Origin of the sequence: Peribacillus sp. ACCC06369 (genome assembly GCF_030348945.1) — a bacterium.
Lineage (GTDB): Bacteria > Bacillota > Bacilli > Bacillales > DSM-1321 > Peribacillus.
In genome coordinates this window covers 98,495-114,522 of the sequence record NZ_JAUCEN010000002.1, presented here as the reverse complement: position 1 = coordinate 114,522, position 16,028 = coordinate 98,495, and the positions used below count along the sequence as shown (strand labels likewise).

Here is a 16,028-nt window from a genome sequence, read left to right as displayed (position 1 = left end):
TTATAGACTCCTTTCTTCCTGCTTTTGTTCAGCCAGCTTCGCTCTTAAGGCCCTGAGTTCACTATCCAATTCCTTAAAGCGATCAGCGATTGGATCAGGAAGATCACAATGATTTAGGTCTTTGTTGATTTTGATACCATCTTGAATGACTACTTTACCTGGAATTCCCACCACTGTAGAATTAGGTGGCACTTCCTTTAAAACGACCGATCCTGCACCGATTTTTGAGTTTTCCCCAACAGTTATGGAACCCAGCACTTTTGCTCCTGTAGCAATCAACACATTATCCTTTATCGTAGGATGACGTTTTCCCTTTTCCTTTCCTGTCCCCCCAAGGGTTACACCTTGAAAGACAGATACATTGTCACCAATCTCACAAGTTTCGCCAATGACGATTCCCATACCATGGTCAATGAAGAAACGACGGCCAATGGTAGCTCCTGGATGAATTTCAATTCCGGTGAAAAACCGGCTGATTTGAGATATACTTCTCGCTAGGAAAAAGAACTTCTTCTTGAATAGCGCGTGAGCCATCCTATGACTCCAAATCGCATGTAAACCTGCATACGTCAAAATGACTTCCACATAACTGCGCGCAGCAGGATCTTGATCAAAAACCACTTCGATATCCTCTTTAAACATCTTTAACAAAATGATTCCCCCTATGTTCCGTCCTTTTCCTACATCCCCTTTTGAAGCTTTTAATGCATATAAAAAAGCGTCTCTGTCCAAATAGACAGAGACGCTTTAAGCGCGGTTCCACTCTGTTTGGAATATACGAAGCAGGTAAAGCTTTCCCCTGTTTTTTCATCCCCAACTTTAATCCCTGTAACGGAGGACATTCCGCCTGTGCCTACTATAGGTTAGTTCAGCAAAGGACTCAAGGGTGCATTTCAGAAAACGAGAGGCTTGAACCACTTTCAGCAGGTTATGGTTCTCTCTAAAAAGCTTCGTTTACTTACTTCTCCCCATCTACGCGTTCTTTTGTAAGATTATTAAATACTATATTACATTTTTGACAAATTGTTAATATAAAATACTCTGAATACGCTGTTTAATTTTTTCTTTGCCCAGTAATGAAATGGCCTTAGGCAAGTCAGGACCATGTGTTTGACCCGTGACGGCCGCCCTTATCGGCATGAATAATTTTTTCCCTTTATGCCCTGTGCTTTTTTGTACCGCTTTAATCGACTTCTTAATTTCATCCGCATTAAATTCTGCAAGCCCTTCGATTTCCTGAAGGAAAGCTTCCATGACTTCCGGTACCTGTTCTTCTGCCAATACTTCCTTAGCTTCTGGCTCAAACTCGACCTCATCCTTGAAAAACAGTTCAGATAGCTCAACTATTTCCGCTCCATAGCTCATCTGCTCTTGAAAAAGGGAAACAAGGCCATGTACCCACTCTTCTTCTTCAGCGGTTAGTGTTTCTGAGACCTTCCCAGCTTTAATTAAGTGAGGCATTGACAATTCCACTGCACGATTTACGTCCAATTGCTTCACGTATTGGTTATTCATCCATGTAAGCTTTTGCTTATCGAAAAGTGCAGGTGATTTAGACAACCGAGCAGCATCGAAAAGATTAATGAACTCTTCTTTCGTGAAAATCTCTTCCTCCCCGACCGGAGACCATCCTAATAATGTAATGAAATTGAATAAAGCCTCAGGTACATAACCAAGCTCTTCATATTGCTCAATGAATTGAATGATCGATTCATCACGTTTACTCAGTTTCTTCCTGCTTTCGTTTACAATTAGCGTCATATGTCCGAATACCGGCGGTTCCCAGCCGAATGCTTCATAAATCATCAATTGTTTCGGAGTATTGGAGATATGATCATCACCGCGAAGGACATGGGAAATCTTCATCAAGTGATCATCGACTGCCACTGCAAAGTTATAGGTCGGTATGCCATCTTTTTTAACGATAACAAAATCACCAAAACCATCTGTTTCAAACGAAACGTCATCCTTGACCATATCTTTGAAAGTAAGGACTTTCCCCGCTGGAACGGCAAAGCGAATGCTAGGTTTTCGTCCTTCAGCCACTAGTTCACTTTGCTCTTCTTCAGTTAAATGCCTGCACTTCCCTGAATATTTTGGCGTCTCATTCCGTTCGACCTGTCCTTCACGCTCTGCTTCAAGCTCTTCTTCCGTACAATAGCATTTATATGCCAAACCCTTATCTAAAAGCTCTTGATACAATTCCTGATAAAGGTCGTTCCTTTCTGATTGACGATATGGCCCGTATTCACCGCCAACATCCACACCTTCATCCCAGTCCATACCAAGCCATTTCAAATATTTAAGCTGACTTTCCTCTCCACCTTCAATATTTCTCTTTTGGTCGGTATCTTCAATCCGGATGATGAATTTCCCGCCTTTGTTTCGTGCGTATAAATAATTAAATAAAGCCGTCCGTGCATTACCTATATGTAAATGTCCAGTCGGACTCGGTGCATAGCGAACTCGAATATCACTGCTCATGATATATATAGACCTCCCAGTCGTTCTTTTCTATTGTTTATTTTATCATTTATATACATTTGGTTAAAGGCATACACTCTAAAAACAAATTAGTTTGATTTAACCAATAAGACAACAGCCTGTGCAGCGATTCCTTCGCTTCTGCCTGTAAATCCAAGTTTCTCTGTAGTGGTCGCCTTTACATTAATTCTATCTATCGAGGCATCTAAAAGTTCTGCAATCCTGCCTCGCATTTCCTCAATATACGGTGCCATTTTCGGGCTTTGTGCAATGATTGTACAGTCCGCATTACCTAAAGAATATCCTTCTTTTTTTACAATCGCCCAAATATACTGCAACAGCTTTGCCGAATCGGCATCTTTAAATTTAGGATCGGTATCCGGAAAATGCTTACCGATATCCCCTGCACCGATTGCCCCCAAGCAGGCATCAGCAACAGTATGCAAAAGGACATCCGCATCCGAATGACCTAACAAACCTTTCTCATGCGGAATCGTAATTCCGCCAATAATCAAAGGTCTACCCTCTACAAGCTGATGAACGTCATATCCTTGTCCAATTCGAAACATATCATTCTCCCCAATCATCGTTTTCCATGTTGTTGTTTATGTAAAATCGCTTCTGCAAAATATAGGTCTTCCTGAGTCGTAATTTTAATATTATCATAATTGCCCTCAATAATAACTACCTGTTCATTGATCCGTTCTAGCAAACTTGCATCGTCCGTCCCTAAAAAAGCTTCAGCCTCTGCCTGTTCATACGCCCTTTTTAATATGGATACACGAAAAGCTTGTGGAGTTTGCACCGCCCACAAGCTTGATCGTTCCACCGTTTCCAATACCATTTTATCAGTAACTTTTTTAATCGTATCCTTTACGGGCACTGCAATGACAGCACCTCCATGAAGGGAAGCTGCGGTAGTCAATTCTCCGATTTGCCCTGGATTGATAAAAGGGCGAGCCCCGTCGTGGACCAGAATGATTTCTTCCCCAGCATGTTGCAGCCCATTATAAACGCTTTGTTGGCGCTCCTTGCCACCCATGACGAGTTTCTTGACCTTTTTAAGCCCATACGTTGCTATCAATTGACTGAAATAATCCTTTTCTGCCGGGTTTATTGAAAGGATAATCCCCCGGCAGTCAGGATCTTCTTCAAAGACACGAAGTGTATAAACAATAATCGGGATACCCGATAGTTCAATAAAAAGTTTATTCTTGCCCGCCTTCATTCTTTTTCCTTGTCCAGCTGCAGGTATCACTACTTCATAAAACATAACGGTTTCTCCTACTCTTCTTTATAATGCTTTTTCTAATAGTTTCGGTTTAGCGAATATCATACGTCCTGCAGAGGTTTGCAGTACACTTGTGACAAGTACATCGATTCGTTTCCCAATATGGTCACGACCACCTTCTACAACGATCATTGTACCATCGTCTAAATAAGCAATGCCCTGATTCTGCTCTTTCCCGTCCTTAATGACCTGAACATTCATCTCTTCCCCAGGAAGTACAACAGGTTTTACGGCATTGGCAAGGTCATTGATATTAAGGACCGCCACATTTTGAAACTCGCATACTTTGTTTAAATTGAAATCATTGGTAACGACCATTCCGCCCGATATTTTGGCAAGCTTCACAAGTTTACTATCCACTTCCTGGATGTCTTCAAAATCTCCCTCGTACATCTCCACTTTAATCGGAAGGTCTTTTTGAATCCGATTCAGGATATCCAAACCACGTCTTCCACGATTCCTTTTCAATGCATCAGATGAATCAGCAATGTGCTGTAGTTCGTTTAATACGAATTGAGGGATGACTATGGTACCCTCCAGAAAGCCTGTCTGACAGATATCCGCAATTCTACCGTCAATGATGACGCTTGTATCGAGAATCTTCAGCCGCTTGCTATACCCCTCTTCGTCCTCTTCACTTACTTCACCATCAGTATTCTTTTTCTTATTACTTTTCGTAAATAAACTCAATAGTTCATCACGTTTTTTAAAGCCCACCTGGAAACCAAGATAACCAAATAAAAGCGTAAGGATGATAGGAACCACCTTGATGGCACTGAAGGCGGAACCAACCAAGAACGCCGCAAGCAGTCCCACTAAAAGACCGACGCTGCCAAAGATTATGTCCGTAATCGGTATCTTAACAAGCTGTTCCTCCAGCCACTTCATAAAATAGATCACATGATCTACTGCCCAAAAAGTAATAAGATAAAAGATAATGGCACCCAACAGTACACTTACATAAGGATTGTTTATTAAAGCAATATCGTCTGCATGTAAAACAATTAATAATTCTGGAATAAGTAACATACCAAGTGTTCCGCCGACTATTAAGAAGCATGCTTGTATAATGCGTTTTAACATCCCTTTCACCTCCCTCTACTCATTATTGACCAATAAAATAAAATGAAACCTTCGAAAATTCGTTTTCATTATATACGTGAAATTCACTTAAGGAATTAGTGGATTTACTAATATGACTCCTTCTCTTTTTCGTAATATTAGCCTAGCACCCTGAGTTTTGAGTGTCAAAAATAAACACTAATCAATTTCAAGCTAATCCAGGGAAATTTTGAAGGCCAGCTGCACCTTATTACATCCTTCTATTTGTGACCAACTGATTTTTTAAAATGCGGAGTCCTTCTTTAATTTTATTGGCACGAACTTCGCCAATACCCTCTACATCGTCAAGGTTTTGAACTGTTGCTTTATTGACTTCGCTAAAGCTTCCGAACTGTTTCACTAAATTTTCGATAATCAAACCCGGCAAGCGTGGAATCTTATGAAGAATACGGTAACCACGGGGATGTACTGACTCATCAAGATGTATGTATCCGTGATAGCCCAGCACCTTTAGAAGTATGCTTTCGTCCAATTTTTCCTGCATGGCCAACTCTTGAAGCCGAAAAATGATATCCTCTGGTTTTTCATCATTACTGGAAATATAGTCCTTGATAAGCCACTTTCCTTCCGTTTCAATATCTGCCAGGATTTCATTCATTTGCAGACGGATCAATCTTCCTTCCGTACCAAGCTCATTAAGGTAAGTAAGTAGCTCCGCCTTGATTCTGAGTACCATTACATAACGGTGCAATACCTGCAAAAGATCAGCATAGGTCACGATTTCCTCAAACTCTAATGCTCCTAATACTGATATGCTCTGCTGTAGGACCACCTTGTATTTTTCCAAGGTTTGAATGGCTAAATTAGCCTTAGCAAGTATGACCCCTATATCTTTGAGGGCATACCGGAAATTGCCTTGATATAAAGTGATGACATTCCGGCGTTGTGATATTGCGACGACCAACGACTTGGTCTCCCTTGCTACACGTTCCGCTGTCCGATGCCGCATTCCCGTTTCAGTGGAAGGTGTACTGTTATCCGGCACTAATTGGGCATTTGCGAAAATGATCGTATCGGCTTTTTCATTTAAAATGATGGCCCCGTCCATCTTCGCCAGCTCATACAATGTACTTGGGGTACAGCTACAGTTGATTTCGAAGCCGCCATCTACGATAGTGCGAACCTTCTCGTTATATCCAACCACTATCAAACCACCCGTATTTGCCCTCAGGACATTTTCAATACCCTCCCGAAGCGGGGTACCTGGAGCTACAATTTGCAGAATCTCCAATTTTGTTTTCTCATACCCTTTTTTATCTGTCATACTTACCCCCCTAACGATTGTTGAAGAGCCTCCGAGACCGATGAAACACCAACGACCTTAATACCTTTTGGCGCGGTCCATCCCCCTATATTATTAGCCGGTATGATCACCCGCTCAAACCCTAGTTTTGCTGCTTCTTGCACCCTTTGTTCAATTCTTGACACTCTTCTTACCTCCCCAGTCAGCCCCACTTCACCAATGATGCAATCGGTAGGGTTTGTTGGTTTATCACGGAAACTAGAGGCAATGCTGATTGCGACGGCGAGATCAATTGCCGGTTCATCCAGCTTGACACCACCAGCAACCTTTAAATACGCATCTTGGTTTTGGAGCAGCAAGCCCACTCTCTTTTCCAGAACAGCCATTAAGAGCGAAACTCGATTGTGGTCTATCCCTGTGGCCATTCGCCTTGGATTGCCAAAACTAGTAGGTGAAATCAATGCTTGAATTTCAACAAGCACCGGCCTTGTTCCTTCCATGGATGCGACTACTGTGGAACCCGAAGCTCCTTGAGACCGTTCTTCAAGGAAAATTTCCGATGGATTCGCGACCTCTTCCAAACCATGTTCTTTCATTTCAAATATACCCATCTCATTCGTCGAACCAAATCGGTTTTTGACAGCACGTATGATTCGATATGTATGGTGTCTTTCACCTTCGAAATATAAAACGGTGTCTACCATATGCTCAAGCAGCCGTGGCCCTGCAATGGCCCCTTCTTTTGTAACGTGTCCGACGATAAAGATCGCAATCCCATTCGTTTTAGCAATGCGCATGAGTGAGGCTGTGCATTCCCTAACTTGTGAAACGCTTCCCGGGGCAGATGTAACCTCCGAATGGTACACCGTTTGAATGGAGTCAATAATGACCAAATCCGGTTTTACCTCTGTAATCGCCTGTTGGATATAGTCCATATCGGTTTCAGCATAGACAAATAGATTTTCTGACATGGTCCCAAGCCGGTCCGCTCTCAATTTGGTTTGCTTGACTGACTCTTCACCTGATATATAAAGCACTTTTTTCTGTTTATGTGCCAATTGGGAGGATACCTGCAAAAGTAGAGTCGATTTACCTATACCCGGATCGCCTCCGATCAATACAAGTGACCCCTGTACGATCCCGCCCCCAAGAGCACGATTCAATTCCATTAAATCCGTCTTAATCCGTGGTTCTTTTTCTGATTGAATAGTAGTTATGGGCGCTGCCTTTTCCCTTTCCCCGGAACCTCTAACCTCGGAATGGGTAAAAGCACCTTTTCTAGCAGGTTTAACGATTTCAGTTTCCTCGACCATTTTGTTCCATTCACCGCAACCTGGGCATTTCCCCATCCATTTCGCGGATTCATATCCACAAGACTGACACATAAATTTGGTTTTCTTCTTTACAGCCATAAATTACTCCTCTTTCTTTGGAAAAAATACCTATTTTAAGGATATTATATCTCTGTTTTATTTAAACCTTCTTAAGGCTAAGTTTTTTAAAAAAAATAATCATTCTACATTGTCCAACTTATACTCATTTTTACCTATGGATAAAAAACAGAGGTACACTGCAAAAAAATCTGCCGTGTACCTCGAAGTTTAGAAACAGGTTATTCACTTACATTAACAGGCTCACCTTGTCGGATTGCAAACTCATTATTCACGACATCCATCACGACCGTTTGCCCTTTTTTCACGTTACCCTTAAGCAACTCCTCGGAAAGATAATCTTCTACATGCTTCTGAAGCGCCCTGCGGATTGGTCGTGCCCCATATTCAGGATCGAAACCTTCCGTAGCAATTTTTTCTCTAGCAGCATCTGTCAGTTCCAAGTATATTTCCTGTTCTTTCAAACGGGTAGTAAGCTGATTTGACATTAATGTGACGATTTGTTTTAAATGATCCTTCTCTAATGAGTGGAACACGATAGTTTCATCAATACGATTCAGGAATTCCGGACGGAATGCTCGTTTGAGTTCTTCCATCACTTTCCCTTTCATATTTTTGTAATCCTGGCCGGTATCCTGGATGTTAAAGCCGACATACTTATCAATTTTCAAGGCAGATGCCCCTACATTCGATGTCATAATCAGAATGGTATTCCTGAAATCGACAGTACGCCCCTTGGAATCTGTCAGTCTTCCATCTTCCAAAACTTGAAGAAGAATATTGAAGACATCTGGATGTGCCTTTTCTATTTCATCAAGCAGAACGACTGAATATGGTTTCCTCCGCACTTTTTCCGTTAACTGTCCGCCTTCTTCGTATCCAACATATCCTGGAGGGGATCCAACAAGACGTGAAGTCGAATGTTTCTCCATATATTCGGACATATCTATACGGATCATAGCATCTTCATCACCAAAAATGGATTCAGCTAAAGCACGGGCAAGCTCGGTTTTACCGACCCCTGTAGGTCCCAAGAAGATGAATGAACCAATTGGACGTTTAGGATCTTTTAAACCTGCTCTTGCGCGTCGTACTGCTTTAGAAACCGCAATGACGGCCTCTTCCTGCCCAATTACGCGATCGTGGAGGATTGATTCCATATTAAGCAGTTTATCTGACTCTGTTTGCGCCAGTTTAGTGACTGGAACTCCCGTCCAGCTGGATACGACGTGCGCAATATCATCCACAGTCACTTCACTGTTCTCTTGCCCTTGTTTTTCTTTCCAAGTCTTTTTCGTTTCTTCCAATTGTTCTCTTAAGCGTTGTTCTGTATCGCGAAGCGAAGCAGCTTTTTCAAATTCCTGGCTCTGAACGGAAGCATCCTTTTCCTTACGAACATCATCTAGCTTCACTTCAAGTTCCTTTAAGTTTGGTGGCGTTGTGTATGAACGTAACCTAACCTTGGATCCAGCTTCATCAATCAAGTCAATCGCTTTGTCCGGTAAAAAGCGATCGGAAATATAACGGTCGGATAATTTGACTGCGGCATCAATCGCTTCGTCAGTAATCGAGACACGGTGATGGGCTTCATAACGGTCACGCAAACCCTTGAGAATTTGAATGGATTCTTTCATGGTCGGTTCATCTACTTGGATTGGCTGGAAACGACGTTCAAGCGCAGCATCTTTTTCAATATACTTACGGTACTCATCCAAAGTGGTAGCACCGATACATTGTAATTCACCACGGGCCAATGATGGTTTAAGGATATTGGAGGCATCGATTGCACCTTCTGCACCGCCTGCACCAATCAATGTGTGCAATTCATCGATGAATAAGATGATATTACCCGCCTGACGAATTTCATCCATCACTTTCTTCAATCGGTCCTCGAATTCACCCCGATATTTAGTACCTGCCACAACAGTACCCATATCTAGGGTCATTACGCGTTTATCTCGTAAAATTTCAGGTACCTCATTATTGATGATCTGTTGGGCAAGCCCTTCAGCAATGGCTGTTTTACCTACCCCAGGTTCACCGATTAATACTGGGTTATTTTTTGTACGACGGCTTAATACCTCAATGACACGTTGTATTTCCTTACTTCTTCCGATAACGGGATCCAAGCTTCCTTCCCGGGCAATCGCTGTTAAATCACGGGCAAGGCCATCCAGTGTCGGTGTGCTAGCATTTGAAGCAGCTGAACCTTGATGACCACCTGATTCATTGCTGCCCAAAAGTTGTAATACCTGTTGTCGGGCTTTATTTAAACTTACTCCCAGATTATTCAACACGCGGGCGGCTACACCTTCCCCTTCTCGTATCAGACCAAGAAGTACATGCTCTGTTCCAACATATGAATGACCTAATTTTCTCGCCTCATCCATGGAAAGCTCAATGACTTTCTTAGCTCTTGGGGTATAATGTATCGTTTGAGCCGTATCCTGTCCACGGCCAATTAAATTTTCCACTTCTTTCTGAATCTTATCCGGTCCCAATCCAAGAGCATATAACGCTTTGGCTGCAATGCCATCACCTTCTCGGACCAGGCCCAGTAAAATATGTTCCGTGCCAATATTGTTATGACCTAAACGGATTGCCTCTTCTTGGGCTAATGCTAATACTTTCTGGGCTCTTTCAGTAAAACGACCAAACATCATAGGGAATTCCTCCTTAAGAATTTTCGTTTTGAATAAAGTTGTAGACAATTCTCTAAGTAATGGCAGGTTCTTGCTCCATATCTATTCATGAATATTGGTACTCACCAAAGAGGATAATGACCTCTATGAGGAGGAAGATTCCGTGAAATTCAAGCGTTCTCGGATGAGTGCTGCTCTACGGATATCCCTTTCATGGGATTTTAAAGGGCCACCTGCATACTTTTGTAAAAATCCCGACTGTGTCAAAATCATCAACTCATTTAGAATGCTTTTAGAAATATTTTTTATATACCCAAGATCTATACCTAGCCTAACATCTGAGATACAGGTAGCAGCTTCCTTGGTCTCGATGATTCGAGCATTGGACAATATCCCATATGAACGGAAAACTCTATCTTCTAATTGTATGTGGGAAGTCCTCGCTAATGCATCCCGCGCTGACCGTTCCTGGGCTATGATTTGTTGCACTACACTTGTTAGATCTTCAACGATATCCCTCTCCGACTTTCCGAGAGTGATTTGATTAGAGATTTGAAAGATATTCCCTAACGCTTGACTGCCCTCTCCATAAATCCCTCGTACCACCAACCCCAATTGGTTGATAGCCGGTATGATATTATTCATTTGCTGAGTAAGGACCAGGCCTGGCAGATGCATCATGACTGAAGCCCTTAATCCTGTTCCCACATTAGTTGGACAACTAGTTAGGTATCCTCTTTCTTCATCATATGCATAGTCTATGGATTCTTCAATCCAATCGTCAAGAACATTTGCAATCTTTAAGGTTTCCTTTAGCTGCAACCCCGACATTAAACACTGAATACGAAGATGGTCCTCTTCGTTTATCATGATACTGATTTCTTCATTTTCCGAAAGGAGACATGCGCTTTTCGCTGATTCCTCAACTAAATGAGGGCTGATTAAATGTTTTTCAACGAGAACGCGCTTTTCCAGTGGCTGTAATTGGTCAATCTCTAGAAGTTCCAGTTTCCCAATCTCTGGAGTAACTTCCTCTTCAATTCTTTTTTTGACCAATTCAATTATTTTTTTAGCTTCTTCGTTAGAAAAGGAGGTTGGGAAGGTAAAGTCTTTGAAATTCCTGGCCAATCGAATCCTGGAACTCAATACAATATCGATCTCCGGCCCTTCGGCACTCATCCAGGAACTCAAGGCGTTTTCTACAAACTTTTCCAAGCTCATAATTCCTCGCCTCCCTCTTGTGCATCATACCTTTTTTCAAGGGAACGAACCTTATCTCTTACCTCTGCCGCTTTCTCAAACTCCTCTTGAATAATGTGGGTCTTTAAAACTTCTTTCAAATCCAAAATTTGCTTTCGAAGATATATGGTGCCACCAATCCTTTTTGGAATTTTCCCTATATGTGCTGTATTGCCGCTATGAACCCTTTTTAAAATAGGGTTTAACTGTTCATTGAATGTTTTATAACATTCGGCACAGCCAAACTTACCAATATGGACAAATTCTTTATAGGAACGATGACAATTCGGGCAACGCCTCTCTTCCGATTTGGGAAATGCATTTGCCTTTGTCTGTTGAATATTCGACTCCATATTCAACAATCCTGCTAATAAATTATTTATTGAAAAACCAGGTCCCCCTGCATCCATGAACATCTCACCTTTTTCCTGAGCACATTTCTCACAAATCATGACTTCAGTCTTTTTTCCATTGATGATTTTGGTGAAGTGTAGGGTAGCAGACCTTTGATGACATTCTTGGCAAATCAACGTTCATCACCTCTGCCAGTTTCATTTATATTTTAAAGTCGTAAGCATCGCAGTTAAAATTCTTGCCCTAAGCTCATCGCGGTCAGGTAGGTCGATATAAATCACCGATCTATCTATGACACTCATCATAATCTTTGCTTCTCTTTCATTAATGACTTCCTCATTCATCAGCCGGGAAATTACTCCTTCAGCCATCGATTGAGTTACCCTAGAGCCAATAAGCGATAATAATTGGTTAATAAGTTGCACGGAATCCTGTGATTCCACTTTCATGATGCGTATATAACCGCCGCCTCCACGCTTACTCTCTACAACATAACCTCTCTCGATTGTAAACCGGGTATTGATTACGTAATTGATTTGAGAAGGAACACACTGAAATTTATCTGCTATTTCACTTCTTTTAATCTCTAAGATATCTTTTTGACTTATTTCCAGCACTTGCTTCAAATAAGTTTCGATAACATCAGATATGTTTCTCACTCAGCCTCCTCCATTCTGACTTTGACTATATTTGACTATTATTATACAAGGAAAAATGCATTTTGCAACTTAAACGCACTTTCTTTCTGTATTATCCATTTTCTCCAAATTATATGTAGTTACATACCCCATTGAACATTAAAGTTGAAATATCTTACATAAATACCCTGAAAAGATAAATGCAAAACCTGCAATTTTTTCTTCTCCTCAAAGCTCCTTCACCTAAATTCAACCTTTTTCTCCAGCTCGTCCGTTCCCTCTAATGGTATTTTAACCAACAAATAGATCCAGCCCTATGCTGACCCTGGAGATAAAAAACCTATTCGTTAATTAGAATATCAAAAAAGACCAGCCAGAATGGCTGATCTTAGATATGGCTTGGCGGCGTCCTACTCTCACAGGGGGAAACCCCCAACTACCATCGGCGCTGAAGAGCTTAACTGCCGTGTTCGGAATGGGAACGGGTGTGACCTCTTCGCTATCGCCACCAAACAATAAAGGAACGTTGTTCCTTCAAAACTAGATAATAAGAAGGTATTTCATTTTTTAAAAAGCGTTGGTTAAGTCCTCGATCTATTAGTATCAGTCAGCTCCACATGTCGCCACGCTTCCACCTCTGACCTATCAACCTGATCATCTTTCAGGGATCTTACTAGCTTGCGCCATGGGAAATCTCATCTTGAGGGGGGCTTCATGCTTAGATGCTTTCAGCACTTATCCCGTCCGCACGTAGCTACCCAGCTATGCCTTTGGCAAGACAACTGGTACACCAGCGGTGCGTCCATCCCGGTCCTCTCGTACTAAGGACAGCTCCTCTCAAATTTCCTGCGCCCGCGACGGATAGGGACCGAACTGTCTCACGACGTTCTGAACCCAGCTCGCGTACCGCTTTAATGGGCGAACAGCCCAACCCTTGGGACCGACTACAGCCCCAGGATGCGATGAGCCGACATCGAGGTGCCAAACCTCCCCGTCGATGTGGACTCTTGGGGGAGATAAGCCTGTTATCCCCGGGGTAGCTTTTATCCGTTGAGCGATGGCCCTTCCATGCGGAACCACCGGATCACTAAGCCCGACTTTCGTCCCTGCTCGACTTGTAGGTCTCGCAGTCAAGCTCCCTTGTGCCTTTACACTCTACGAATGATTTCCAACCATTCTGAGGGAACCTTTGGGCGCCTCCGTTACTCTTTAGGAGGCGACCGCCCCAGTCAAACTGCCCACCTGACACTGTCTCCCACCCCGATAAGGGGCGCGGGTTAGAATTTCAATACAGCCAGGGTAGTATCCCACCAACGCCTCCACCGAAGCTAGCGCTCCGGCTTCTCAGGCTCCTACCTATCCTGTACAAGCTGTACCAAAATTCAATATCAGGCTGCAGTAAAGCTCCACGGGGTCTTTCCGTCCTGTCGCGGGTAACCTGCATCTTCACAGGTACTATAATTTCACCGAGTCTCTCGTTGAGACAGTGCCCAGATCGTTACACCTTTCGTGCGGGTCGGAACTTACCCGACAAGGAATTTCGCTACCTTAGGACCGTTATAGTTACGGCCGCCGTTTACTGGGGCTTCGGTTCAAAGCTTCGCTTGCGCTAACCTCTCCCCTTAACCTTCCAGCACCGGGCAGGTGTCAGCCCCTATACTTCGCCTTGCGGCTTCGCAGAGACCTGTGTTTTTGCTAAACAGTCGCCTGGGCCTATTCACTGCGGCTTTTCCGGGCTATTCACCCTAAAAAGCACCCCTTCTCCCGAAGTTACGGGGTCATTTTGCCGAGTTCCTTAACGAGAGTTCTCTCGCACACCTTAGGATTCTCTCCTCGCCTACCTGTGTCGGTTTGCGGTACGGGCACCTTACATCTCACTAGAGGCTTTTCTTGGCAGCGTGGAATCAGGAACTTCGGTACTATATTTCCCTCGCCATCACAGCTCCGCCTTAATGGAAACGGGATTTGCCTCGTTTCCGGCCTAACTGCTTGGACGCGCATATCCAACAGCGCGCTTACCCTATCCTTCTGCGTCCCCCCATCGTTCAAACGATGTATAGGTGGTACAGGAATATCAACCTGTTGTCCATCGCCTACGCCTTTCGGCCTCGGCTTAGGTCCCGACTAACCCTGAGCGGACGAGCCTTCCTCAGGAAACCTTAGGCATTCGGTGGAAGGGATTCTCACCCTTCTTTCGCTACTCATACCGGCATTCTCACTTCTAAGCGCTCCACCAGTCCTTCCGGTCTGACTTCAACGCCCTTAGAACGCTCTCCTACCATCGACACCTAATGGTGTCAATCCACAGCTTCGGTGATACGTTTAGCCCCGGTACATTTTCGGCGCGGAGTCACTCGACCAGTGAGCTATTACGCACTCTTTAAATGGTGGCTGCTTCTGAGCCAACATCCTGGTTGTCTAAGCAACTCCACATCCTTTTCCACTTAACGTATACTTTGGGACCTTAGCTGGTGGTCTGGGCTGTTTCCCTTTCGACTACGGATCTTATCACTCGCAGTCTGACTCCCAAGAATAAGTATTTGGCATTCGGAGTTTGACTGAATTCGGTAACCCGTTGGGGGCCCCTAGTCCAATCAGTGCTCTACCTCCAATACTCTCATCTTGAGGCTAGCCCTAAAGCTATTTCGGAGAGAACCAGCTATCTCCAGGTTCGATTGGAATTTCTCCGCTACCCACACCTCATCCCCGCACTTTTCAACGTGCGTGGGTTCGGGCCTCCATTCAGTGTTACCTGAACTTCACCCTGGACATGGGTAGATCACCTGGTTTCGGGTCTACGACCTCATACTCATTCGCCCTATTCAGACTCGCTTTCGCTGCGGCTCCGTCTTATCAACTTAACCTCGCATGAAATCGTAACTCGCCGGTTCATTCTACAAAAGGCACGCCATTACCCATTAACGGGCTTTGACTACTTGTAGGCACACGGTTTCAGGATCTATTTCACTCCCCTTCCGGGGTGCTTTTCACCTTTCCCTCACGGTACTGGTTCACTATCGGTCACTAGGGAGTATTTAGCCTTGGGAGATGGTCCTCCCTGCTTCCGACGGGATTTCTCGTGTCCCGCCGTACTCAGGATCCACTCAGGAGGGAACGAAGTTTCAACTACAGGGTTTTTACCTTCTTTGACGGACCTTTCCAGGTCACTTCATTTACCCCGTTCCTTTGTAACTCCATGTTGAGTGTCCTACAACCCCAAGAGGCAAGCCTCTTGGTTTGGGCTAATTCCGTTTCGCTCGCCGCTACTCAGGAAATCGCATTTGCTTTCTCTTCCTCCGGGTACTTAGATGTTTCAGTTCCCCGGGTCTGCCTTCAGTACCCTATGTATTCAGGTAAAGATACTGTTCCATTACGAACAGTGGGTTTCCCCATTCGGAAATCTCCGGATCAAAGCTTACTTACAGCTCCCCGAAGCATATCGGTGTTAGTCCCGTCCTTCATCGGCTCCTAGTGCCAAGGCATCCACCGTGCGCCCTTTCTAACTTAACCGTTAAAAAGATCTTACAGATGCTTTGAAAAAAATTAATTGCCTTCTATCTATTATCTAGTTTTCAAGGAACAAAGCAGAAAGAATCCATCACATCGTGATGTTTTTCTTCCCTA

The 16,028-nt window shown here is 43.6% G+C and carries 11 protein-coding genes, 2 rRNA genes and 1 other annotated feature; all 13 genes read right to left on the bottom strand.

What is annotated here, in order from left to right:
* The 13 genes from cysE to QUF78_RS01270 all read right to left on the bottom strand — a co-directional run bounded on the left by cysE (nucleotide 1) and on the right by QUF78_RS01270 (nucleotide 15,914).
* Entirely contained in the window at nucleotides 1-651 is a 651-nt protein-coding gene (cysE, locus tag QUF78_RS01330) for a serine O-acetyltransferase (protein WP_289323322.1), read from the bottom strand.
* Between the two features lie 84 nt (nucleotides 652-735).
* Nucleotides 736-984, bottom strand: a binding site (T-box leader).
* 42 nt (nucleotides 985-1,026) lie between these two features.
* On the bottom strand, nucleotides 1,027-2,484 hold the full coding sequence (gene gltX / locus QUF78_RS01325; protein WP_289323321.1) for a glutamate--tRNA ligase: 1,458 nt from the start codon (nucleotides 2,482-2,484) through the stop codon (nucleotides 1,027-1,029).
* An 89-nt stretch (nucleotides 2,485-2,573) separates the two neighbouring features.
* A complete protein-coding gene (ispF, locus tag QUF78_RS01320) occupies nucleotides 2,574-3,053 on the bottom strand; it encodes a 2-C-methyl-D-erythritol 2,4-cyclodiphosphate synthase (RefSeq protein ID WP_289323320.1) in 480 nt (159 codons plus the stop codon).
* Nucleotides 3,054-3,067: 14 nt separating this feature from the next.
* On the bottom strand, nucleotides 3,068-3,757 hold the full coding sequence (ispD, locus tag QUF78_RS01315) for a 2-C-methyl-D-erythritol 4-phosphate cytidylyltransferase (protein ID WP_289323319.1): 690 nt from the start codon (nucleotides 3,755-3,757) through the stop codon (nucleotides 3,068-3,070).
* Nucleotides 3,758-3,778: 21 nt separating this feature from the next.
* The gene (locus QUF78_RS01310; RefSeq protein WP_289323318.1) at nucleotides 3,779-4,858 is read right to left on the bottom strand and encodes a PIN/TRAM domain-containing protein; all 1,080 of its coding nucleotides are present in this window, start codon (nucleotides 4,856-4,858) and stop codon (nucleotides 3,779-3,781) included.
* Between the two features lie 229 nt (nucleotides 4,859-5,087).
* A complete protein-coding gene (gene disA / locus QUF78_RS01305) occupies nucleotides 5,088-6,161 on the bottom strand; it encodes a DNA integrity scanning diadenylate cyclase DisA (RefSeq protein WP_289318632.1) in 1,074 nt (357 codons plus the stop codon).
* A gap of 2 nt (nucleotides 6,162-6,163) precedes the next feature.
* Nucleotides 6,164-7,552 (bottom strand): DNA repair protein RadA, encoded by a 1,389-nt coding sequence (radA, locus tag QUF78_RS01300; protein WP_289323317.1) that lies wholly within the window; start codon nucleotides 7,550-7,552, stop codon nucleotides 6,164-6,166.
* A gap of 200 nt (nucleotides 7,553-7,752) precedes the next feature.
* On the bottom strand, nucleotides 7,753-10,194 hold the full coding sequence (clpC, locus tag QUF78_RS01295; protein WP_289323316.1) for an ATP-dependent protease ATP-binding subunit ClpC: 2,442 nt from the start codon (nucleotides 10,192-10,194) through the stop codon (nucleotides 7,753-7,755).
* Nucleotides 10,195-10,317: 123 nt separating this feature from the next.
* Complete coding sequence (mcsB, locus tag QUF78_RS01290) at nucleotides 10,318-11,394, bottom strand: protein-arginine kinase McsB (protein ID WP_289323315.1); 1,077 nt, start codon at nucleotides 11,392-11,394, stop codon at nucleotides 10,318-10,320.
* Complete coding sequence (mcsA, locus tag QUF78_RS01285) at nucleotides 11,391-11,942, bottom strand: protein-arginine kinase activator protein McsA (RefSeq protein ID WP_289323314.1); 552 nt, start codon at nucleotides 11,940-11,942, stop codon at nucleotides 11,391-11,393. Before mcsA ends, mcsB begins: the two co-directional genes overlap by 4 nt.
* 21 nt (nucleotides 11,943-11,963) lie before the next feature.
* Nucleotides 11,964-12,425 carry a CtsR family transcriptional regulator gene (locus QUF78_RS01280; protein ID WP_289318627.1) on the bottom strand — a complete coding sequence of 154 codons (462 nt, stop codon included), beginning with the start codon at nucleotides 12,423-12,425 and terminating at the stop codon, nucleotides 11,964-11,966.
* Between the two features lie 376 nt (nucleotides 12,426-12,801).
* A 5S ribosomal RNA gene (rrf, locus tag QUF78_RS01275) occupies nucleotides 12,802-12,917 on the bottom strand.
* Between the two features lie 64 nt (nucleotides 12,918-12,981).
* A 23S ribosomal RNA gene (locus QUF78_RS01270) occupies nucleotides 12,982-15,914 on the bottom strand.
* Between the last annotated feature and the right edge of the window lie 114 nt (nucleotides 15,915-16,028).